This window comes from Streptomyces vinaceus, assembly GCF_008704935.1.
GTDB lineage: Bacteria > Actinomycetota > Actinomycetes > Streptomycetales > Streptomycetaceae > Streptomyces > Streptomyces vinaceus.
Genome location: NZ_CP023692.1, coordinates 7,540,341 through 7,561,568, shown reverse-complemented (window position 1 = coordinate 7,561,568; position 21,228 = coordinate 7,540,341). Strand labels below are relative to the sequence as shown.

General features: G+C 70.6%; 19 protein-coding genes and 4 pseudogenes. 5 read left to right on the top strand and 18 right to left on the bottom strand.

Translation table 11 applies throughout. The features are described 5' to 3' along the window. Positions 1-753 precede the first annotated feature (753 nt). Positions 754-1,039, bottom strand: a pseudogene (locus tag CP980_RS36210) (HNH endonuclease); the annotation flags it as partial. Positions 1,040-1,211: 172 nt separating this feature from the next. On the opposite strand from CP980_RS36210, the gene CP980_RS34285 reads away from it, so the two are divergent. Continuing rightward, positions 1,212-2,579, top strand: a complete 1,368-nt coding sequence (locus CP980_RS34285) for a HEAT repeat domain-containing protein (protein ID WP_150529979.1) — start codon at positions 1,212-1,214, stop codon at positions 2,577-2,579. A 35-nt stretch (positions 2,580-2,614) separates the two neighbouring features. Here CP980_RS34285 and CP980_RS34280 read toward each other — a convergent pair whose 3' ends face one another. Together CP980_RS34280 and CP980_RS34275 are read right to left on the bottom strand one after the other, a co-directional pair. Then, positions 2,615-3,004, bottom strand: coding sequence for a hypothetical protein (locus CP980_RS34280; protein WP_150529978.1), 390 nt, complete (start codon positions 3,002-3,004; stop codon positions 2,615-2,617). 29 nt (positions 3,005-3,033) lie between these two features. Continuing rightward, positions 3,034-3,291: a hypothetical protein gene (locus CP980_RS34275; protein WP_150529977.1), complete on the bottom strand. Its 258-nt coding sequence runs from the start codon at positions 3,289-3,291 to the stop codon at positions 3,034-3,036. 183 nt (positions 3,292-3,474) lie between these two features. Here CP980_RS34275 and CP980_RS34270 point away from each other — a divergent pair, with 183 nt between their 5' ends. Both CP980_RS34270 and CP980_RS36810 read left to right on the top strand, forming a co-directional pair. After that, positions 3,475-3,699, top strand: a complete 225-nt coding sequence (locus CP980_RS34270; RefSeq protein ID WP_150529976.1) for a hypothetical protein — start codon at positions 3,475-3,477, stop codon at positions 3,697-3,699. Between the two features lie 49 nt (positions 3,700-3,748). Continuing rightward, positions 3,749-4,405 carry a helix-turn-helix domain-containing protein gene (locus CP980_RS36810; RefSeq protein ID WP_167535928.1) on the top strand — a complete coding sequence of 219 codons (657 nt, stop codon included), beginning with the start codon at positions 3,749-3,751 and terminating at the stop codon, positions 4,403-4,405. A 469-nt stretch (positions 4,406-4,874) separates the two neighbouring features. Here CP980_RS36810 and CP980_RS34260 read toward each other — a convergent pair whose 3' ends face one another. From CP980_RS34260 to CP980_RS34220, 10 genes and pseudogenes are all read right to left on the bottom strand, one after another. Then, positions 4,875-6,044 (bottom strand): protein kinase domain-containing protein, encoded by a 1,170-nt coding sequence (locus CP980_RS34260; protein ID WP_167535927.1) that lies wholly within the window; start codon positions 6,042-6,044, stop codon positions 4,875-4,877. 258 nt (positions 6,045-6,302) lie between these two features. Then, positions 6,303-6,638: pseudogene (locus tag CP980_RS35630) on the bottom strand (transposase); the annotation flags it as partial. A 428-nt stretch (positions 6,639-7,066) separates the two neighbouring features. Next, positions 7,067-7,246, bottom strand: a complete 180-nt coding sequence (locus tag CP980_RS34250) for a hypothetical protein (protein WP_132760879.1) — start codon at positions 7,244-7,246, stop codon at positions 7,067-7,069. Positions 7,247-7,288: 42 nt separating this feature from the next. Next, positions 7,289-7,990 (bottom strand): SDR family NAD(P)-dependent oxidoreductase, encoded by a 702-nt coding sequence (locus CP980_RS34245; RefSeq protein WP_150529974.1) that lies wholly within the window; start codon positions 7,988-7,990, stop codon positions 7,289-7,291. Beyond that, on the bottom strand, positions 7,977-8,531 hold the full coding sequence (locus tag CP980_RS34240; RefSeq protein WP_150530465.1) for a DUF4383 domain-containing protein: 555 nt from the start codon (positions 8,529-8,531) through the stop codon (positions 7,977-7,979). The genes CP980_RS34245 and CP980_RS34240 overlap by 14 nt, the downstream gene beginning before the upstream one ends. 239 nt (positions 8,532-8,770) lie before the next feature. Next, complete coding sequence (locus CP980_RS34235; RefSeq protein ID WP_150529973.1) at positions 8,771-9,754, bottom strand: GNAT family N-acetyltransferase; 984 nt, start codon at positions 9,752-9,754, stop codon at positions 8,771-8,773. Between the two features lie 42 nt (positions 9,755-9,796). Next, positions 9,797-10,264: pseudogene (locus CP980_RS34230) on the bottom strand (transposase); the annotation flags it as partial. Positions 10,265-10,911: 647 nt separating this feature from the next. Next, the gene (locus CP980_RS36465; protein ID WP_268257426.1) at positions 10,912-11,034 is read right to left on the bottom strand and encodes a hypothetical protein; all 123 of its coding nucleotides are present in this window, start codon (positions 11,032-11,034) and stop codon (positions 10,912-10,914) included. Further along, positions 11,031-11,969: a pyridoxamine 5'-phosphate oxidase family protein gene (locus CP980_RS34225; RefSeq protein ID WP_150529972.1), complete on the bottom strand. Its 939-nt coding sequence runs from the start codon at positions 11,967-11,969 to the stop codon at positions 11,031-11,033. Before CP980_RS34225 ends, CP980_RS36465 begins: the two co-directional genes overlap by 4 nt. After that, complete coding sequence (locus tag CP980_RS34220; RefSeq protein WP_229907129.1) at positions 11,966-12,655, bottom strand: hemerythrin domain-containing protein; 690 nt, start codon at positions 12,653-12,655, stop codon at positions 11,966-11,968. The genes CP980_RS34225 and CP980_RS34220 overlap by 4 nt, the downstream gene beginning before the upstream one ends. 265 nt (positions 12,656-12,920) lie before the next feature. Here CP980_RS34220 and CP980_RS34215 point away from each other — a divergent pair, with 265 nt between their 5' ends. After that, a complete protein-coding gene (locus tag CP980_RS34215; RefSeq protein WP_150529971.1) occupies positions 12,921-16,235 on the top strand; it encodes an ATP-binding protein in 3,315 nt (1,104 codons plus the stop codon). Positions 16,236-16,666: 431 nt separating this feature from the next. Here CP980_RS34215 and CP980_RS34210 read toward each other — a convergent pair whose 3' ends face one another. After that, positions 16,667-16,984: a hypothetical protein gene (locus tag CP980_RS34210; protein ID WP_150529970.1), complete on the bottom strand. Its 318-nt coding sequence runs from the start codon at positions 16,982-16,984 to the stop codon at positions 16,667-16,669. Between the two features lie 682 nt (positions 16,985-17,666). Here CP980_RS34210 and CP980_RS34205 point away from each other — a divergent pair. Further along, complete coding sequence (locus CP980_RS34205; RefSeq protein WP_308439384.1) at positions 17,667-18,341, top strand: DUF2867 domain-containing protein; 675 nt, start codon at positions 17,667-17,669, stop codon at positions 18,339-18,341. 22 nt (positions 18,342-18,363) lie between these two features. On the opposite strand, the pseudogene CP980_RS36205 reads toward CP980_RS34205, so the two are convergent. From CP980_RS36205 to CP980_RS34190, 4 genes and pseudogenes are all read right to left on the bottom strand, one after another. Continuing rightward, positions 18,364-18,534, bottom strand: a pseudogene (locus CP980_RS36205) (CBS domain-containing protein); the annotation flags it as partial. Then, positions 18,516-18,692: an early set domain-containing protein gene (locus CP980_RS35385; RefSeq protein WP_167535747.1), complete on the bottom strand. Its 177-nt coding sequence runs from the start codon at positions 18,690-18,692 to the stop codon at positions 18,516-18,518. The pseudogene CP980_RS36205 and the gene CP980_RS35385, both read right to left, overlap by 19 nt. A gap of 622 nt (positions 18,693-19,314) precedes the next feature. Then, positions 19,315-19,836, bottom strand: a complete 522-nt coding sequence (locus CP980_RS34195) for a ribonuclease FAU-1 family protein (protein WP_150529969.1) — start codon at positions 19,834-19,836, stop codon at positions 19,315-19,317. A gap of 280 nt (positions 19,837-20,116) precedes the next feature. After that, positions 20,117-21,151, bottom strand: coding sequence for a helix-turn-helix domain-containing protein (locus tag CP980_RS34190; protein WP_150529968.1), 1,035 nt, complete (start codon positions 21,149-21,151; stop codon positions 20,117-20,119). Positions 21,152-21,228 lie beyond the last annotated feature (77 nt).

Here is a 21,228-nt window from a genome sequence, read left to right as displayed (position 1 = left end):
AGCAGGTCTGTTTTTTGCGCCCGCCCTCGGCTCCGACGATGGCACGGATGGCCTCGGGTTTCGCCCGGCAGCACAGCAGCTGAGGCGAGGACCTGCCTCACACGGCTCAGTTGTCCGGACCGCAGACGCCGCCGGGCTGCTGGCGGGAGTACCGGACGATGGCTTCCTGCGAGGTCGATGACGGGCTGCCGTCAGCGGGGCTGAGCGTGTAGAAGGCGATGATGTCACCGCCGGGACTGACCCGACCCGACCGAGTGCACCTCATCCGGTGAAGTACGACGATCACCGGGACGCGCCGACAGACCATCTGCTGTATCGCCTCCGCTGGTGCAGGTGACCGGCAATGGTCCGCGGTCAGGGGATGGCGAGAGTGGAGCCGTAGTCCGGACCGATCGCGGACTACGAGGTCCACCTGTCCATGACCCGGGCCGCTGCCGTCCCCCTGCCCGCCGAGCTCACCGCGCTCGTCCGCTTCCTCGACCACCTGCTGACCGCGCTGAAAGTCTGGCCGACCTGAGGTACGTCATCGCCCAGACCGGACAGGACGCCGTGTACGAACTCTCCGCCCAAGACCTACCGCTCAACAAGATCGCAACCGCCCTCGGTACCAGCGAAGCCGCCGCCCACAGCTACCTCAACGACTACCTCAACCCCTGACCCCGACCAGACTCGCGCACCGCCCCTCCCGAACAGACCACGCCATCCCGAGGCCGCCCGCAGACCATTGTGCGGGCGCCCGGACCGGCGTCGTAGCTACGCGGCGGGAGTGAACTCCACCTCCGTGCCGCCACAGCCCGCCGCGATATCCAGCAGCCTGTCCCGCTCCGCCTATCGACGGCCAGGTACCAGCGGAGCTTGGTCGCCGTCCACTCCGCCCCGTACCGACACAGCGCGTCCGGCGCCGGCGGCAGCCACTCGGCCGGATCCTGGTCAGCCTTCGACCGGTTCCAGCGGGCGGTCACCGCGACCAGGGAGGACAGTGACCCTGGTCGTTGGCGTACGCCTCACGGCGCTTCGCGGTCCACGAACTGGCGCCTGCTGGTGGGGAGCGTCATTCATACCGTGCTGTATTCCGTTTGAGGGTCTCGCGGATCGACCTGCGAGTGCGCCGCTGCCGCCTGTGCTTCCCATCGCAGCGTTGCGTACTTGGTGCTCCGCTCGCCGCCGGCCGGCTTGCCGGTGCCGGGCCGAAGGCCAGGGAGAATGAGGCCATGAGTGACGTGGGTGGGGACTTCCTTCGGGCGTGTGACGTGGACGACGGGTTGGTGCAGGAGTGGTTCGGGGGGCTGATGTGGAACCCAGGGCTGACGGGTTCAGTCTTGGCGCGGCTACTAACTGTCGAGGGCCTGCCCCGGCCTGCCTCCTGGATCACGATTTGCTCCCTCGACAAGGAGAAGACGGCCGTCTTGGCCGCCTCCCCGCAGGTTGAGCACCGGCTCTGGCTGATCGAGAACGGGAACGCGGACGTGGACGTTCTGGCGGCGTTCGCCCGGGATCCGGACCCTCGGGTCCGGACCTTTTACGCGACCTTCGCCGGGGACTTCGGCCGCCGCATTCCCGCCGGGGTGGTCGAAGCTCTGGCCGAAGACAGCGAGGTACGGGTCCGGCGAAGGGCGACACAGTGGGAAATGCCCACAGCCGTACGAGCGCGCCTCGCCGAGGATCGAGACGCCGGTGTGAGGGCCGCGGCTCTCACACCAGCGCTGTGGCCCTGCCTTCCGGCGTCCGTTCAGGAGAGGCTGCTGGCCGACCCGGAGCCCAAAGTCCGAGCAGCCCTCGCCAAGATGTTTCCCGATGAGCCGAAAGACCAGCTCGATACGCCGCCTACGGAGACACGAATACAGGACCCTGACCCGGCCGTACGTCGCGCCGCAGCCGAGGACCCGCGGGTGCCGACCGAGCTGGCACTGGAACTCTCCCAGGACCCCGATGACGCGGTCCGGCTCGCCCTGTCCATGCGCGAGGACCTCACCGAGGCCCAGCGCTCCGCCATCACGTACGTCGTACCGCACGGCTACCACACACCGCCGCGCTGGATCGTGGAAAGCGGCCATGAACCGGAGGTAGCCCGTAGGGCCGCCACTTCCGAGCATGTCCTGCTGCGGCGGAGCATCGCGATGCAGCAACACCTGCCCGACGACGTAGTGAAGCGTCTCGCCAGTGACGAGGACTTCTTCGTCAAACTCACCCTGTGCCAGTACGGTGACAAGGCACCGCACGACCTCGTGGTGGAGATGTACGCCCACTGGCACGGCTTGACGTGGAGCAATCTGCGATTCCATCCGAACTTTGCCAAACCCGGCCTCGCCCGATACGCCGACCACCCCAACCCACGGCTGCGTCACGCTGCCCTCGACGATCCGGACGGGGGCCCGGATCTCGTCATGCAACTGATCGACGACCCGGAAGTCGGCCCCTGGGCGTTGCGAGACCCGAGACTGCCGTCCGGAGAACTCCTTCGAAGGCTCGCCCTTCCCGGCTCCGCACGGCATGCTGCGGCAAACCCCGCCCTGTCGCCCGCAGAGATGCACCGGCTGCTCGACCTGGCCGGCGTGACCAGCCCTCCAGATCCGCGATGACGGGCAGGCTGCCTGCGGGATCGGACAGCCGAGCGTCAGCTGTGGGCTTGAGATGTGCGGGCTTCTAGGTACGCGGTCCAGTCGGTTGCGGCGCGGCGTCGCCAGTGTGCGGCGGTGACGGGATGAAGGCCGAGCATCGGTCCGAGCACTGCCGGAGGCAGGTCTTGGGCCGGGGCGACGAGGGCGGCGTTGCGAGCGGGCCGGTCGGGGATGTGGTGGCTGGCAAGGCGGCGGCCGAGCACGGTCGCTGAGAGCTGCTGCCCGGGGCGGCCTCCGGGGAACAGCCAGCCCTGGGAAGAGTTCGCCGCCCAGTTGGTGGGCGGCGGCATGTTCGCGAGGTCGGTCAGCAGGCGGGCCAGTGACGAGGGCGGCGGGATGGGGGTGCGGTCAAGGGTCAGCAGGGTGTCCTCGCCCAGGGTGGTCACTGAGTGCGTGGTCAGAGCCGCGATCCGGGTCAGGTGCTGGCCGAAGAGCAGGAGGATCCCCCGGCTCCACGGACACCGAGGGGTAGTTCGGTGTCGGTCAGGCGCTGGTGGAGGAGGAGCTCCCAGTGGAAGTCCTCGTCCATGCCAACCGGATCTTTCTTGGGCCAGTGCGGGACGTCCAGGACCTTGGCGTGGCCGCGGCGGGTCGCCCAGACGACGAAGTCCCGGACAGGGAAGCGGGTGCCGGGGTTGACCGCGAGCCAGGCGTCCACCTCGTGCTGGGTCACGTCTCGCAGGAGCAGCCCGCGCGCCGCCATCGAGTTCAGGAACTCGGCGGCCCGGTTGATACGGACATAGGCCCAGCGGACCCGCTAGCCGAATCCTCCGCCACGCAGATGCTGGTCGGTGGGGGTGTGCGCGGGGGTGCCAGGATGCGTTTGGTCTCACAGCGGCGCCAGACGCTCCGAGTCATGCCGCATTCCGTAGTCGGTCAGGGCCAGTCCCCGGCCGGAAACGGCCTCGCGGTCGCCATTTCCACGTGCTGCGCCACCGCGCTCGTCGACACTGGCACCCCGCTCGCCGATGCCCTGCTCCTGGTCTTCGGGGCCGGCGCGGCCGGCGCGCTGTCCGGGCGCCTCGCCGTCGGCACGCCCGTACGCGAGGTGATCCGCAATCTCCTCAACTCCCCCAGCTGAGAGCAGAGCCGAGTGGGCCGGCCAGAACAGCCGGTGCCGTACCCGGAGCGTGCCCCTTGGGCGTCTCGCCGAAGGGCTCCGCAACGCGCGGCTCAGAGCGGACCTGACTTACAGGCAGCTGGCCGACCGGGCTCCCGGCTTCAGCCGGCCTACGCTGCAGAACGCGGCGTCAGGCAGGACCCTACCCACCAGGGAAGCGGTCACCACGCACGCGAAGGCGTGCGATACCGAGCCCGGTCCGCTCCTGAAATTGCGCGAGGAAGCGGTGCAGGTATGGCGCCCTGCACACAGTGCGGCACCCGCCACAAAGAGGATCCGCGACGAGGCTGGCCTGGCCGCGGCCCTCTACAACCTGCGCCTGAACGCCGGAAACCCAAGCTGCCGGGAGGTCGAGAAGCGCACCCGCACCAGCCCCGGCAGCATCAGAGTGCCGCGCACTACGGTGCACCGGGTCCTGTACCGGCAGCGCTTCCCCAGCTCCCGCACCCAGCTCAAAGCCATCCTCGTGGCTCTGGGTGTCCCTGCGAGTGATCATGCGGAACGGCTGCCAGCCTGGACGCGTGCCAACCGTCGTCGGCAGGCCAACGGTCAGGACCAGGAAGGACAAGCTCCACCGCCGGATCACCCGCCCCCGGATGCACCCGCCCGTCGACAGCGGCCAGAGGCCGCCGGACATCCTCGCCAGCCCTCCCCTCCCCTGCCCTGAGGACGCGCACCCATGACAGCGTGTCGCCGACCATGAGCTGGCTGCCGCTGCGCGACAAAGTTGGCATCTGCTCGGCACCACCAGCGATGGGGATAGTTGGCAGTAAGGGCTGAAGCAGCCGAACCGGACGAGCAGGCGTTGGGTACCTCAACGGTCAGGCTGAGGGAGCGGCCACCTTCTGCGGGTCCTCGGAGGCCGCCTCGCGGGCGGGCCAGTGACCCCCGGTCCGCTCACACCGCGCGACTTACCAAACACCCCCGCCGGAACAAAACTCTTTGAGAACTCCGTGTCCAGGACGTCACGGGTGCCCCCGTCGGTGACGGCGTCCGAGGCACGCCGGCGCTGGGTAGGTCGTGAGCGAATGGACCACGGACAGGGGCACCGTCGCCCGGCACGTCCTGGGACCTCGTCGAGCCGGCCCGCGCTCTCGGGCCCGGTGCCGGTGGGGGCGGGCCTCGGCGGGAGTCCCTCAGCTGAGCCGCGCCAGGAGGAAGAGGAGGAGCACCACGCACACCACGGCGACCGCCACGCCTCCGGCACCCGTCTTCCCAGTGGAGGGATGCTTGACGTCCTGGATGCAGATGAGTCCGTGCTTGCCGCTTCCGGCGATTCCAGTCAGGTCGATGCCCTGCTGGGCGGCGAACTCCCTTGCTGCGCGGGTCGCGTAGGCGCCGTGCATCACCTTGACGGCGGCGATGACATCCTGCACCCGGACACGGCCGTCGGCGCCCGTGCCCTTGACGGAGTTCACGTCCACACCGTGCTCGGCCGCGAGCCGGAGGACAGAAGGGTCCTGGGCTCCTTGTCGCCGCTCGTCGGTCGCCCGCAGGGTGGGCGGTGTTCCCGACCGCCTGCCCTCCGTGGAGCGCGCGCCGGTCCTTCTGGCGCGGCCGAGCATTGCGAGCGCCTGGGGGACGGTGGGGCGATCGGCCGGGTCCCTCGCCAGCAGGCCGATGAGCAATGACGTCAACGGACCGGCGCGCTGCGGGGCACGGGGCGTCTCCGTCAGAGCGGCGGTGAGGTTGTCCGAGGGGAACGGGGGCACGCCTTCCACTGCCTCGTACAGCGTCACGCCCAGCGAGAAAAGGTCTGACCTGCCGTCGTTCGGCGCGCCCTGCCAGCGCTCGGGTGCCATGTAGGCGGGCGACCCGATCACCATGGTGGTGCGGGTGAGCCGGGGATCGGTGTGGGCTACGGCAATGCCGAAGTCCGTCAGCAGGACGTCACCGTTCTCGCCGAGCATCACGTTGGCCGGCTTGACGTCCCGGTGCATGATGCCCGCGCCGTGGGCCGCACCCAGCGCGCTCAGAAGTGCCTCGGCGACGTCGAGCGTACGCCACAGCGTCAGCGGGCCGTTCGCCCTCAGCTCGTCCGCGAGCGACCCGCCTTCCACCAGCTGCATGACGATCCATGGAGCGTCATCGACCTCGACCACGTCGTGGACGGTGATGATGTGCGGGTGGTCCCGTAAGCGGGCCGCATTGCGGGACTCCCGGGCCGCCCGGGCCAGCAGTTCCGCGCGTGCCTCATCGGGGACCGAGCTCAGGCGCACCATCTTCATCGCCACGTCCACATCCAGCACCGGGTCGTGGGCCTCCCAGACCTCACCGAAACCGCCGGCGCCCAGTGGTCGGGTCAACCGGTATCGCCCCCCGATCACCGTCCCCGGACGTGCCCCCCATGCCATCGCTCCCCCGTTCGGACACGCGCCTCATGCCCCTTCAAGTTGCTGCCCGGAGTTCGGGCAGCAACAGGATAGGAATGCGGACGTCGTTACGGTAGGTCCCCTCCAGTACATGCCCAGAAGCCGAAGAGCCGCCTGCCCGTATTGCGGGGTGCAGTGCCCTGCCGGTCGCGCCGACCGTGCGGCCCGCGACCTCGCCGCGCGGGCCCTGCCGGGCGGGCTGCCGCCGTGACGGCCTCGCAATCGGCGGTGGCCGATCTGGTCCGACGACTGCGGGCTGACCGCGCGGATACCCCGGCGTCACAGGTGATTACGGATGGCCCGGGAGGAGTAGGCCCGGTCGGCCAGAACAGCGTGGGGCCTCGTCAGGGGCCTGCCCGGACCGGTGCGAGGAAAGCGGATACGGTCCGTCACCATCCCGGAGGCAGGCGCGTCACCGGCCTGGCCTGCGGTGACGGTGAATGTCAGGGGCCGGCCCGGCCGCTGGCCGCCAGGTGGACCTTGGTGCCCAGGCCTCCGCGGGAGCGTCCGAGCGTGATCGAGCGGCTCCTGGCGTCCTGCCGCCCCTCAGGACCTGCTGGAGCCTTCTCGAATGACTTGCCACCGTCCCTACCCCAAGCGCAGCAGGGTGTGGTGCCCGCGAAGTGCCGGACTTCCTCCGACGCTGTCGGGGCTGCCAGGCGTCGGCCCGCGCGCACAACCGCCGCGACAGGCCAGGCTCGGGGGCAAGGACATGTCTGGCAGCTGTGCGGGTACGGCGTTGCTCTGGTTGGCCGCAGCTACCCCACACCGCCGACCAGGTCCGCGCGACCCAACGGTGGCCGCACGTGCGGCCACGGGACGGGGTGCGAAGCCGGTATCGGCGGTGCGCCACCTTCCCATGACCACCCGTCAACCTCCCCGGAAGGCGCCCCGTCAGCAAACGCGTGCACCATGGTCGCCGGCGCGCGATCGGTGATTCATCCCTTGGTATCCGTTCACCATTGCACGATACGGACGGCGAAGAAGGCGGCGACCATGGCCGCTCCGGTGGCGATGAGCGCCAGAATGACCCAGGGATGCTCCCAGAGCCCTCCGTCCGGGCGCTCCGCGTGGGGGGAAGCTGTCGAGCCCTCCACCTCGGGTGTCTCCTCCGGTGAAACCTTCGGCGTAGACATGATTCCTCCTGTGATGTCCGCTGCGTTGGGCAGGTTCGGTTCTCACCGGCCCTGGTGAGGCCGCGGTCCTGGGGGTGCGAGTTTCGCGAGGTGCCCGACGAGATGATCGATCAGCGCCCGCACCTCAGGGCCTGGATCATTGCCTGGCCGGAGGGGCGGCGGGTTTCCCACCACAGCGCGTGAGGCGAAGCCCGTGTCCATGTGGCGAAGACGGGCATCGACCACTGCGATGTGGCGGCTGCGCACCTCTCGTGCCAGGACTCCGAGCCAGCAGGCCAAGGCGGTTTTCGACGCCGCGTAGTCCGCGGTGCCTATGAGTGGAGCGTTGACGATCGCCCCGCTCACGGCGGCCAGGAATCCGCCGTCGCGTACGGCGGGTATGGCGCCTCTCAGCACGGCCATCGGGCACAGGGCGTTCACGGTCATGAGGTGCTCGGCGGCGGCGTCCGGGACCTCCGCTGCCGGTCCGAAGCCCGCGATCCCGATCGTCACGAGGACACCGTCGAGTCTGCCCAGCTTCACCAGTGCCCAGGGGCCCGTTCTGGCGCAGGCATCCAGGTCGTAGGCGTCCAGCCGACGGCTGGGGCAGCCTGAACTCGCGGCCAGCTCGGCCAGCCTCTGCTCGTTGCGCCCTGCCAGGGCGAGGTGGGCGCCGCGGCCGATCATGTCCGTCGCCGCGAGTCGGCCGACCTCCCCGGTCGCACCGACCAGAAGTACTCGTGGGCTGGAGTCACACGTGGTCATCTCGACGCTCCGGGAGCCGGTCGGAAGCGGCTGTCGCGATACCGGCCTGCGGGAGGGAGATCGGCGCCTCGCGCGCCGCCTGTTTGGGGTGTCGGCGCCGCCAGTAGGGGTTGTCGTGTGGGAGCCCGCCGCTGACCCGGCCGTACATCCCGAAGGTCATGACAAGCAGACCCATCAGAAAGCTGAAGACGACGTTGGACATGCCGAAGTCCAATATGTTGCCCTCATGCCCGATGAGGAAAAGGTGGACGAATCCGCTCAGGACGAAGAGCACGCCGACGCTGATGTTGACCGTTGACGCAAGGTTCCCTCCCACCGCCGCGGCCACGACCAGAAGCAACCCGAAGGCCACCGAGACGCCGCTCAGCAGGTTGTTGGTGGACAGGCCTGCGATGCGCTGCCCATCCGTTCCGAAGGAGGACAGCCCGTCGGCGAAGCCGAGACAGCCGAACAGGAGGAGCAGCAGCCCGCAGACTGCGGCACCGACTCTGTACACCTGACTGAGCCGGTGGTCCACGGGCATTTCGTCTCTAAGGCGCATGGGCTCTCCCACGATCGCAGGGTGTCCCGAGGACACCAGGATGGCCAGAGAGCATCCGTGCCGAAACTCGCAACGTTTCTGCATTGAATTCTGCTGGGATGGTCCGCCGCCGGAAGGAACCCGGGGCTGCAGGCGAAGTCGGCCACGGCTCTTGTCAGCGCCACCGGCCTGCCCGCTCGGGCGTCGAGGAGGCATGGTCAAATCCTGTGGCCTGACCTGACAGCCCCGTGGCCGGTCGATCAAGCAAGCGGCTTGCGATAACGGACGTACTCGTTCTGCTGCCGGAACCCCACACTCTCGTACAGGTCGTAGGACCGGTGCGGATTTGCCGTGCCCGTGAACAGCCGGGCGGTCGTTGCACCCTGCTCGCGAAGGCTCCGCAGCCCGTCCAGCAGCAGAGCCCGGCCGATTCCGAGGCGTCGCTGGTCCGTGCGGACACTCAGCTCTTCCACCTCGCCCACGGTGTGGTCGTGACGGTGGATGGAGCAGAGGGCGACGCCGACCATGTCCTGCCCGTTCCAGGCAGCCCTCCAGCATGCCGGGTCGGCGGTGTCGACGAAGTCCTGGAAAGGCCATCTCTGAGTGAAACCGGTGTCCGCGTACGAATCGACGACCGTCCTCCAGGCTGCACGGTAGTGGCTTGGTCCGATCGGCCCTGTCCGTATCCGGGCTGGCAGTGCGCTGCCTGGCTCAGGCACCTGCTGCAGATCGCCCAGCTCCAGCTCGACCAGGCTGAAGACACGTCGGTAGCCGGCTGCGCGCAGAAGTGCCGTGGCGTCCTGCTCGGAGGCCGTGGCGTTCGCGCCGATCACTGCCGTCCGCGCCGTTCCGTGCTGTATGACGAGCTGGCGGATCCGCGCTTCGGCCCAGCTCAGCATGGCCGAGCCGATGCCCTGGCCGCGATGCTCGGGCAAGAGGTGGCCGCGGTGCAGGTACAGCCACGTATCGTCCCGCTCTTGCCACCACCGGATCGTCGAGTAGCCGACGACGCTCCCGTCGAGCACCACCAGGATCTGGTTCCTGGACGGCTCCTCCAACCTGGCAGAAGCTTCGGCGATCTCGGCGGCTGTCGGGAGCCCTTCCACGACCGAATGGACATCGACCCGGTCCCGTTCAACACACCCCAGCCGCACCGCGGCCATGGCGCCGTGGTCTTCGTCGCCACGATACGGGCGGAATCCGAAGCCGACCGGAAGGTCCTGTCCTGCCGTGCCATCCAACATGACCGGATGTTCTCGAACTTCGAGGCAGGTCCGCCACCTTATTCACGATGCGGTCGTCTGCGGCCGTTCAGCGAGCTGGCCGCGTTCGAAGCGGGCCCCGGCGCGGACGAGGGCAACGAGGTGGGGTGCATTCACGGCGCGCCGGCGGGCCTGGGCAGACTCGACGAGCTTGAAGACCATCGTCAGGGCGGCGGCCCGGGATCCGGCGGCCTTGGTGACCTTGGTCCGCAGACGGACGGTCGCGAAGGTCGAGTCGATGGGGTTGGTTGTCCGCAGGTGGATCCAGTGCTCGGCGGGGAAGTCGAAGAACGCCAGCAGCTCATCCTCGTCATCGACGATCTTATTGCCGGCCTTGGGGAACTCCGCGCCGTACGCCTCCTCCAGCCGTATGCGCAGGTGGATACCATCGGCCCAGACGTAGACGTAGTCCGTGGCGGACAGGTCACGCTTGCTGAACGCCTTGTGGTCGCCCTGCCACTGGGCGGTCAGCCGGGTGACGGTGGCCGGCGATGCGGACCACCAGGCGACGCCCACTCTCATCTCGCTGGTCAGCCAACTCGGCGATGTAGGGGTTGAGTTCAGCCTCGCCAGCGGCGACCAGCATCCGCCTAGCGCCTGCGGACGATGTCGTCAATCAGGGAGCCGGTCTCGTCGTTCCATCGGCATTCACTACGCTCAGCACGGGCGACCCTCCCCGACCGACGGTGCAACGTCGGCCTAGCGGGCAACGCCGGACCAGCTCGGTCGGCGGCACGACGTACTCACGGCCGTCGCCCAGGCCTGTCCCGAAGTCGATCTCTCGGACCCCGCCTCGGGCGACCATGCCGGTCCGACATGGTCCGTCGAACTCGACATCGCCTCAGAAGACCCGGTGGAGAGGCACTGAGGTGCAAGACACTCGACTGCGCGAAAAGGCCCCTGGTCGCGGCACATGGGGCGGTGTGGTGGAAGGCGTGTGGCAACAAACACAGGGTCCCAGAACAGCGGGCTGCAGACAGGCGTCAGCCGCACCGGTGCTGCACTGTCGAAGCCGGCCACGAGTAGCGCCTCTTCAGGCAGCGCGCACACGGTGAGGCATTGCCGCCTACCAGGATCTGAGCGGCGACCGAGGCGGGATTCCGCCTCGGTCCTGTAACGACCCGCACGCAGTTCGCAGGTCAGTGGTGGGGCGAGCGCATCACCTGCCGCATGCGGTCACCGCCGGTCCGGGCCCGGGGGTGTGCGGCGCGGCTCCGGACGCCCGTGAGCGCGGCGGCGAGGCGGACCACCAGATTGCTCACGAGGCCTGCTCCTTCTGTGCCGCGGACTTCGCCAGGGCACGGAAGCGGTCCCACTGCACCTTCGGCCGGGGCAGCCCCCTCCGCTCCAGATAGCGGTCGGTGGAGCGCTTCGTGTGCCGCAGGACGCGGAGCGCGTCGGTCGGCCGTCCCGACCCCATCGGTTCGACCACGGCCGACGGGACCAGCAACCAGCCGTCGTCGGTCCGCCTCAGGTCCCCGCGGACGGATGCGTTGTACATGTGGTTCAGCCGCTCGTCGTGTCGGTGCACCAGCAGCGAGGCCGACCCGCGTTCCACCGCGCAGTCCGGCGGCACGTCCACCAGGTAGCCGGCCGGGGTGGGCCGCGGCCGGGTCCGGGCGAGCAGCGGCGCCCCGGTGGCGTCCCGTGCGGCGAGTACGGCGGTGGGGAAGCGGCTCAGCTGCGCGGCGCCGGAGAGCGCCTCGGTCCCGGTGACGGCTGCCGCCGCACCCGGTTCCGACAGCGCGGCCAGGGGCGGCCGTACCGTCAATTGCTCGGGCTCGACGGTGATGAGGAGCCGTAGGTAGTACCACTGCATCAGTGGCCGCATGGGCGCCGAGAGGTACGAACGGCTGTGCGGCTGCCGGTCGAAGAGCATCCGCCAGTACTCCTCCGCCCCTTCCGGGCCGGTCATGATCTCGTCCGGGCACTGGGCCCGGCCTCCCACGAAGACCTGCGGGGCGGGATCGAGGCCGCTGCCGGTCGGGTCCGAGAAGAGCAGGGCGACCCTGCCGTCCCGGCGCACGTTCAGCGCCTTCTGCGCGAAGGCCAGGGAGGTGGTCAGCAGGAGGGTCCCGTCCGGGCGCCGGGCCACCGCCGTGGGCCAGGCCAGTGGGGTCCCGTTCCTGCCGAGGGTGACGAACTCGCAGGTCCGGTAGGCGTCCAGGGCCGTGGGGGCGGAGTCGAGTACGGTCATCGTCCCGGGCCACCGTCGAGCTCGGAGAGCGGGGCCCTCAGGGCCCGGCAGGAAGCGGCGTACTGCCTGCGTCCGACCGCCTTCCACAGCAGGCGCCCGATGAACGGGGCCCTGCCGAGGAAGTAGGCCTCTTCCTGCGGGGTGGCGTCCTCAAGCAGGGCACCGAGCGCAATCATGAGCTTCTCCTTGGGTATGCCCTCCATACCGCGGCGCCCGACCGCGTCCCACTCAGCGACGGTCAGGTGTTGGGCCACCAGGGGCAGGACCAGCCGCTCCTCGTCGTCGAGGTGCTCGAACAACGCCGTACGGTGCTCGTCCAACGCCAGCGCGAGCTGCTGCCCCGCCGTACGGTCGGCGGTCCGCTGCCACTGGAGCGCGCGGTCGGCCACCATAGCTGAGCAGGTGTCGATCCCGGTGTGCTGCTCCTCCATCCGCGCGACCAGTTCCTCATCCGCCGCGCGTTCGCGCAGCAGCGGCCAGATCGTCTCGTCCTCGACGGTGTGGTGGTGGCGCAGCCCCTCCATATATTCGGCCAGGTGCGCCCCGACCTGGGCGGCCCGGCCGGTCGCACCGTCCGGGACGGCCCGGACCAGCCGCGGCAGCAGCGCCGACTCGCGGCGGAAGACACGGTGGACCACGACCATCTCGTGGGTGTGGGGTCGTTGGGAGGTGGTGCTGGGGGACACGCTCGCTCGCTCCATGGATCGCATGCGGGGCAATGGACGTACCGAAACTGCCCGTCGCCACTTGGTGTTGGCTTGGCGAACCCATGGGCCGTCTCCTACGGACCTTGCCGGAACCGCCTCCGACCTGGGCGTTCAGCCTTCGTTGACGACTCGTTCTCGCCACCTCCGGTAGATTCCCGGACGTGTTGCGCATACGAGTGCTGGGCTCATTGGAGGCCGAGACGAGAGGCACGCCGGTCCCCTGGGAGCACCGCGGCAGAGGGCCGTGCTCGCCTGCTTGCTCGCGGCCCGCGGGGCGGTGGTGTCCGTCGACCGCCTCGTCGAGGACCTGTGGCGCGGCACCCCACCGGCCAAGGCCACCGTGTCACTGCACGCCTACGTGTCCAACCTCCGCCGCGTGCTCGAACCCGATCGGCCGCCCCGCACGCCCGCGGCGGTCCTGGTCACCTCCCCTCCGGGGTACGCCCTTCTCCTCCCCCAGGAGGCGGTGGACGCCTGGCGGTTCGAGGACCGGCTGGACCGGGCGCAGCGCGCCCCGGCCGCGCAGGCGCGCCAGCTGCTGGCCGAAGCGCTGGCCTGGTGGCGGGGCCCTGCCTTCCAGGAGTTCTCCGACGAGACGTGGGCCCGTCCCGAAGCGGCCCGGCTGGCCGCGCTGCGGGCGGACGCCCGCGAGCTGGCCCTCGCCGCGGACCTGCGCACCGGACACACCGTCAGGGCGGCGTCGGCCGCCGAGGCCCTGGTGGGCGAGCACCCCCTGCGGGAGGAGGGCTGGCGTCTGCTCACGCTCGCCCACTGGGCGTGCGGGCGGCGCGCCGATGCCCTGGCCGCGCTACGCCGGGCCCGGGCGGTGCTGCGCGAGGAGCTGGGCTGTGATCCCTCCCGCGCCCTGGTCGAGCTCGAGCAGGCCCTCCTCGACCAGCAGCTGGAAGTGCTGCACGCGCACGTGCCAGAGCAACGGCCGGGCACCGCCGGACCGGATCCGCGTACGGAGATCGCCAGGCCCGGCCACGGCAGCACCCCGAACGCGGGCTCCGGCGCCCTGCCCGCCGGCCGACCGCCCCTCTTCCTCGGCCGGACGAAGGAACTCGCCGCCGCCGACACCGCGGCACGAGAAGCCCGTACCACCGGCGGACTGCTGCTGGTGACCGGCGAAGCGGGGGCCGGCAAGTCCGCCTTCCTCGACCGGTTCGCGCACCGGCTGCGCCGCGAGGGCTGGACCGTGGTGATCGGCCGCTGCCCCGGGCACGAGGGAGCTCCGCCTGCCTGGGCGTGGGTGGAGGCGCTCGGTGCGCTCGCCCGGGAGGTGCCCCCCGCGCAGACGGCAGACCTGGCTGTCCTCCTGCACGAGCCGGAAGGGGCGGCCGCCGCCACGCGCGACGAGGCGGCAGCCGACCGCTTCCGTACGCACCGCGCCTTCGCGGCGTGGCTCACCGCCGCCTCCGCCGGGCGCCCCCTCGCGGTGCTCCTGGACGACCTGCACCGCGCCGACGGGGAAACACTGGCCCTGCTCGAAGCAGCGGCCGCCGTCACCGGCGTCCCCTTGCTCACCATTGCCTGCTACCGGCCCGCCGAGGTGACAGACCGGCTGGGCAAGACTCTCGCGCAGCTCGCCCCGCGCCTCCCGCACCGGATCGCGCTCGGCGGACTCTCAGCGCGCGACGTCGCGACCCTCGTCGACGCCGTCTGCCGCAAGCCGGTCGACCGGGCCACCGTGGCCACGATCACGGCCCGGACGGGCGGCAATCCGTTCTACGTCTGGGAGAGCGCGCGCCTGCTCGACAGCGAAGGGGCACTGGTGGCCCTCTCCGAGGTCCCCCAAGGCGTCCGGGACGTCCTGCGCAGGCGCCTGGCCCTGCTGCCCGACGCCGCGCTGGCGGTCGTGCGGCTCGCCGCCGCCGTAGGGGTGGAGGCGGACGTCGCGCTGCTGGTCGAGGCGTCCGACACGGACGAGGAGACCGTACTCGAAGGACTCGACGCCGCTCTCGCCGCGGACCTGCTGACCGAGGCGGGACCCGGCCGGGTCGGCTTCGTGCACGCGTTGGTCCGCGACACCGTCTACACCGACCTCTCCGGCGTACGGCGATCCCGCCTGCACGACCGCATCGCCCGGACGCTGCACCGGCAGCGGCCCGACGACCTGGCCGCGCTCGCCCACCACTTCGCCCGATCCGGGAGCGCCGTGAACGCCCCCCTGGCCGTCGAATACGCCCTGGGCGCTGCCGGGCTGGCGGAGCGCCGGTACGCGCACGACGTCGCGGTCGGGCTGATCGCCCAGGCGCTGGACGTGCACAGCGCGGCCACCGCCGACCCGTACGCGGACCCCGACACCACCCTCGCCCTCCTGATGCGCCTGCTCGGGGCGCAGCTCCGCGCCGGCGCCACGGCCGCGGCCCGGCGCACCCGGCAGCAGGCCGTGGACCTCGCGGTACGGGCCCATCGCGACGACCTGGTGGCGGCGGTCTACGGGGCCTGGACCGAGCCCTCACCCTGGCGCAGCCGGCTGGAGGGGTTCATCGACCGGACGGCGCTGGCCCGTCTCGAACGGCTGGCCCGCGACCACTCCCTGGACGGGGCGACACGGGCCCGCGTGCTCCAGGTCCTCGCCGACGCCGTGGCCGGCGAGGACTCCGAGCGTGCTCGCGCCGCGGCCGGCGCACAGCTGGCCCTGGCCCGCTCCGCCGGCGGACCGCGGCTGCTCGCCTCGGCCGTGATGACCTCGGCGAAGCTGCTGCCGTACGAACTGCAGGGCGCCACCCGGCCCGCGCTCGTCGCCGAACTGCGCGCGCTGGCCGCGGAGCACGACCTGCCCGCTCACCGCTGGGTGTGCGAACATCTCGACGCCGTGGCGGCAGCCGTCCGCAACGAGCCCGCGGCCGTCCACCGACACACGACTGAGGGCCTGGACCTCGCGCACCGCTACGGGATGCTGTGGGCGCTCGGCATCAACGTCACGACCCTGGCCATGCTCGCCGCCATCGCGGGTCGGTTCACGGAGGCCGAGGAGCGGTACGCCCAGGCGGACGAGCTGTTCCAGCGGGTCGGGGCACACCACGCGACCGGCCCACGCACGCTCGGCCTGTGGACCATCCGCTTCACCCAGGGACGGACCGCCGAGATCGCGCAGAGCGTCCGCGAGGTGCACGAGGCCGTAGGCGCCCCCGTCGCCGTCGCGCACGCTCTCGTGCTGGCCCGCCAGGGCCGACTGGACGAGGCACGCGACGTGCGTTTCCCCCCGCAACCGATGACGGACCACCTCTACGGCGTGGAGCTCGACTACCGCAGCGAACTCGCCGTCCTGCACGCCGACACCGACTCCGCGGCCCTGTTGGTCGAGCATCTGCGCCCGGTCCGGGACCAGTTCGCCGGCGCGGCGAACGCTGCCTACGCCACCCGCCCGCTCGCCCACCCCTTGGCCGACCTCCACCTCCTCCTCGGCGAAGAGCGGGCCGCGGCCGACGCCTACGCGCTGGCCGAACGTGTCGCCCTGGCCTGGAACGCGCCCCACCACGCCGCCGCCGCACGCCGCGCCGCGGCGGACATGGCGGCAGTCCGCGATCGGCGCCGGACCTTCGCCCTGTGAAGCTGCTCTCCGGGGCTCACGCCCTCGACCCTCACGCCCTCGGCCCTCACTCCGTCGCCCGACGCAGCCGTCCACTGAGTGCACTGAGCCCGGAGGCAAGCGTTCAGGTACCCGCTCCACAGCGTGCTCCTTGGCCGGCAAAGGCGTGCGAGCAGCCCGGCAGCGCCCTGACGCAGTCGCACCATCGACGCGGACCGCCCGCACCCCGATCGGGGAGCCGGCGGGATCGGGACGGGTTTTGCTTCCTCTACCTCGTGAGGGTGGGCACGGGGCGCAGCGCCCTGCCCGAGGGGCCCAAAGCCCCCCGGCGCGCGGTGTCGATCCGCTGCCCTGCCGTACCGGTGGGATCCCGGCGCAAGGCGACGACCTGGCGGGGCCGGGGTCGGCAGCCGAGGCCGTAGGGCTCCCACCAGGCCCTGCCCGGGCAGCGGCTAGCCGGTGATCACGCCGGGCGGGGGCGGAGGAAGCGGCGGCGTGTTCGGGAAGGGCGGGGTTCCGCCACCCCGCGAGGCCGTCCCTTGCCCGCCCGAGCTGCTTCCGTAGAACGCGTCCGCGATCGCGGTCAGCGCGGGGGCAACACCCGGAGGCATTTCGTTGACGGTGCCCGTCGCGGGGAACCCGAATGAGATCATCAACTGCTTCAGGGCCACCACCATGGATGGAGGAAGACTGTTCAGCGCGGCGGCGATCTGTTCGCCCGCGGAAATGCTCGCCGAGGACCCATTCCCCGGCCGTACGTCGTCTGCCATCGTGCTTGCCCTCCAAGGGGGTAGGCAACTCGCTGCGTCTCTTCTGCTCACTGGAGAGATGACCATGCGCGAACACAGCCGGATGGGCCTGAAGGAGCTACCCGCCGATCCGAACGGAGCCCAGATCACTGAGCCTGGTCGTCCCCGTCGGCGCGGGCATCCTCATCCCAGCTTCTGTGCCCAGAACGCCGAACTCATCGACATTGGCCAAGCGGGGGGATCACCCCGTGACTCCCGAAGCCGAGCGCTCTCACCCAATCGAGGCGTTTGCCCAACGAACCCGGCCGTTTCGCCATTCGTCTCAGCCACCGGTACTTGTCCAGGCATCCCAGAGCGGCCGTCACCGTGCCCCCGGCACCAGCTGGCCGGCATCCGGCTCATGGATGAGCAGGGATCCGGGCGCGGGAGCATCGACCCGCGCGACCCGCGCAAGGGCGGGTTTCCCCGGGCAGCCCGGTGTACAGGCACAGCAGCTCGGCACGGCGTTCGACGACGGTGGCCTCGGGCTGGTCCTCGGGGATGAGGGTGGACGAGTCGGCGATCTCGACCAGTTGGCCCTGCGGGTACAGCGCGGCCAGCGGATCATCCCGGCACCAGCCGACTGCGTCGGGGCGCTCCTCGACCGGGTGTCGGCACCCGACGACCCCATCTTCCCCACACCGGTCTGGCGGTCCGCTACTGCGTGACCGCGTACGCGCCGGGGCGCTCCGTACGCTTCGACACCACCGGTGGGGCGATGGGGCAGGGGTACCACCGTTTCGACGTCGAACCCCTCGGGCCGGACCGCTGCCGGGTCGTCCATGTCCTCGAACTCACCATGCCGCTCAGGCCGTTCGTGCAAATGATCGAGGAGGTCTTCGACAACATCGAGCGGAGCGCCCTCAGCCGTCCGCCCCACGCGCCGACCCGTCGACAGCCGCGCGCACTGCTGGCCAACCGGCTGTTCTGGGCCCGTCCGCACGCCGTTCCCGTGCCCTCGCACGCCCGGCTGCTGCACGAGGCCGTGCCCCGGCCGGACTTCACCGACGCATGGCGTCTGCCCCTGCCACCGGGGATGTCCCGCGACCCACGGGATTGGAGGAACGTGCCGCCGTTCCCCGTCCGCGGCACCGCCGACCGTGAGCTCATGGTCGGCAAGGACGCCTCCCACCTGGACTTCCGGTCCTCGATCGTGATCGAGGACGACGCCGTGGCCCTGGCAGCGGCCGTACGACTCCACAACACCCGCGGACGCCTGTACGTCGCGGTGGCGGGCCTCGCCCACCCGTACATGACCCGCCTGATGCTGCGCCGGGCCCAGCGCCGGCTTGCCCTCTCCACGAGAGCGGCGGGCGAGCGGAACGCCGGGGCGCCTTGACCGTAACTCTCACGGCCCTCGCCTCCCCGACCTGCGGGTCGGGCAGGGCGCGGGCGACAGCGGCTTGGGCGACCATGCCGGCCAGGCGGTGGCCATCGATCACCGGGAGGCGGCGGACCTTGTGCCCGGTCACGGTGCACAGTATCTCCGCGGCATCGTCGTCCGCGCCCATGGTCACCGCTTCGCCCCGAGCAGGCGGCCTTTGGTTCCGTCGTGGCGCGGTTCCAGAGTGTGGACACCGGGCTGCCTGTCGTTGAAATCACCCACCACACCGACCGGGCCGGGCGGGGTTTCGGCCGGCAGGACGAACGTGACGTGGGTGCGGTCCTTGACCTGCCTACGTTCGAGCACGAAAGCTCTCCTCGACGGCAGAGGCGGAGACGTCGCGGGGCACCTTCCGGCTTTCCGTATTCCCCGGCGCCCGGACGCGGCGGTGGCCGGTCTCGGCCTCACCCTGTCGGCACTACCGCGACGCTTATGGGCCCCGCATCGGCTTCGTCCTGGTCGGGCCCCGGCTGGCGGGGCAGCTGGGAGACCGCCGGGTGGACGGAACGCCCCCCGCCCGGATTCCGTCGCGGGCTTCGGATCGGGTCACCCGATCCAGGTCCTCCAACGCGCCGGCGCCTCACAGACGCCCGCTTCGACCGCGTGCCGATAAGCCTCCTTCCAACTGCTGCCCCCTCCGTACAGCAACGTGCACTCCTGGGGAACCGGCTGGAGCCCGTACCAGCAGGTGAATGTCGCAAGGACAAGAAGAAATGCGGCGAACGGAAGCCTCCACGTGGGAGGCCCTGAAAGAGGATGGATCACACCGCGACCCTAAGCACCGGGCCGAACGGACCACCCGGTGGGTACGGCTGCCCGCACTGGAACCCGACCTCGATTCACCCGGATTCTGTACACGTCCTAGCCGAAGGCGCCTTCGCCCACACCCGGCCGAACGGCACCACCGAGCGGAGTCGCCGGCGGGGATCTATCCGACAAGGCCGAGCCAGTAGCGGTACGTCGAGGCGAAGGGTTCGACGGCCCCACCACGTTCGGGGCCGACCCTCTCCATCAACCACTCGCAGGTCTGCCGGGCCGCCTCGACGACGCCGTCCGGGTAGCCGTAGCGCACCCGTCGTTCCGCGAACTGGTCCTCGTCCTCGACGTGGGCCTCGCCTCCCCGCGGCCTCACGACATCGAGATCGAGGTCCACCATGCTCACAACGGTCCCGTCCGCGCTCCATTCGGGAACCGTGCACACGTCGCAATACACCTCCGGACCCGGGGCCGCACAGAACGTGGCCGTCCACCACCCCCTGCGCGGGACCAGCACCACGTACGCGAACCGGCCTGGCCGCTCGCCTGCGGACGAACTGACGGGGACACCCCGCGCCGTACCCAGCCACACGCCGTGCTCGTCCTCCCCCAGCCGGACAGCAGTCCACCGCGCGCTCACCCTGCCGTCGTACTTCCGCACATCGACCAGCACTGAAGAGCCCTCTTCGACCATCCCAAGACGCTAACCCGAGAGCGGCGGCCAAGCTGCCCGCGCCACGACTTCCTCGGCTTTGCCGGATCCCTCAGCCGCCGACGGCGGCGCTGCCCCTCGGCCCGCCCTGATCCGACTCCGGGAGCCGTCAGGCCACGGGCGTTCCCGACAACTCGAGCACCTTGACCGGGCCCGCGCGAAACGCCTTGTTGGCGGCATCGGCCGCAGCCATGTGCGGGCTCACGTCGTGAGCGGCGAGGGCCTGCCTCGTAGCTCGCCTCGGAACGCGTGATGCCGCCGCTCAGGGCGAGGGGGGCGCCGAGCCGTCCTGACCCTCGCAGTCTCGGTGCGGCCCTACCCAGCCGTGCCGGACGGCGTAACCTCCGAGCTGCATCCGGGTGCGGACTCCCGCCAAGTCCGTGAGGTGGCGCAGGCGTCGGTGCAGCGTCCGCGGTGACAGACCGAGCTGCGCCGCGGCCGTCTGGTCGGTCAGTCCGGCCAGGAGCAGCCCGAGGATCTTCCGGTCCAGGTCGGTCGGGCCGGTCGCACCGAACTCGACGGCGGGTTCGGCGTCTGCGCCGGTCTCCGAGAGTTCGAGGGGGTGCGCGGTGCGCCATACCGTCTCGAACAGCGCGTCCAACGCGTCCAACAGACCGCTGCGGTGCAGCAGCACGGCTCCGGGCTCTCCGTCCGGTGTGACCGCCAGTGGGACGAGGCAGAGATCGGCATCGGCCAGCACGAGTTTCATCGGAAGCTGGTCGGCGACGCGCAACTGGACGCCCTTGCGCAGTGATTCGATCGCATCGTCAATGATGCCGGGCTCTCCCAGAACGGCCCGGTCGAGTACCGCCCGGAATTGCACCCCACGGCCGATTGCCGCGGGTTCGGCCGTGTTCTCGCCGGGCGACAGAGCAACGAACGGCGCTGTGATGAAGCTCCGGACCTGCGAGCGGGCCGCCCGCTGCACCTGCAGGAAGCGGTGGCGAATGGCGTCGACACCCGTGACGACCTCGATCAGATCGCTGAGGCTGTTCCCGGTCATCGCCGCCCGGTGTTCCTCGGCGAAAGTCACCAACGCGTGCTCCGCCATGCGCAACCCGTCCCGGCGCTCGCTGATGAGAGCGCCCAGGGCCACCGCCGGCGGCGCGGCGGTGAATTGCTCTTCCGCCGTTCTGGTCACGAGGCCCCACCCGACGAGACGGGACAACGCCCTGTCGACGTCGGCCTGCGGCAGCACGAGCTGGTCCGCAAGCGGGGATGCGCGGGTGTCCGGCCGGCCGAGCAGCGCCCGGTAGACGCGCTCGTCATCGGGTTCGAGGCCCAGAACATCCAGCATCGGCGACCGACTCTCTTCCGCTTGCCGCAGCGGGGAGAGTATGCGCCATGGCGGCAGACCTTGAATAGCGCCTGATG

Bases quoted from the DNA above. Each gene is read 5' to 3' on its own strand.
- CP980_RS34285 (WP_150529979.1), top strand. From the start codon at position 1,212: ATGAGTGACGTGGGTGGGGACTTCCTTCGGGCGTGTGACGTGGACGAC.
- CP980_RS34270 (WP_150529976.1), top strand. From the start codon at position 3,475: ATGCCGCATTCCGTAGTCGGTCAGGGCCAGTCCCCGGCCGGAAACGGC.
- CP980_RS34195 (WP_150529969.1), bottom strand. From the start codon at position 19,836: ATGGTCGAAGAGGGCTCTTCAGTGCTGGTCGATGTGCGGAAGTACGAC.
- CP980_RS34240 (WP_150530465.1), bottom strand. From the start codon at position 8,531: ATGCGCCTTAGAGACGAAATGCCCGTGGACCACCGGCTCAGTCAGGTG.
- CP980_RS34225 (WP_150529972.1), bottom strand. From the start codon at position 11,969: ATGACCGTACTCGACTCCGCCCCCACGGCCCTGGACGCCTACCGGACC.
- CP980_RS34245 (WP_150529974.1), bottom strand. From the start codon at position 7,990: ATGACCACGTGTGACTCCAGCCCACGAGTACTTCTGGTCGGTGCGACC.
- CP980_RS34235 (WP_150529973.1), bottom strand. From the start codon at position 9,754: ATGTTGGATGGCACGGCAGGACAGGACCTTCCGGTCGGCTTCGGATTC.
- CP980_RS34250 (WP_132760879.1), bottom strand. From the start codon at position 7,246: ATGTCTACGCCGAAGGTTTCACCGGAGGAGACACCCGAGGTGGAGGGC.
- CP980_RS34210 (WP_150529970.1), bottom strand. From the start codon at position 16,984: ATGGCAGACGACGTACGGCCGGGGAATGGGTCCTCGGCGAGCATTTCC.
- CP980_RS34190 (WP_150529968.1), bottom strand. From the start codon at position 21,151: ATGCTGGATGTTCTGGGCCTCGAACCCGATGACGAGCGCGTCTACCGG.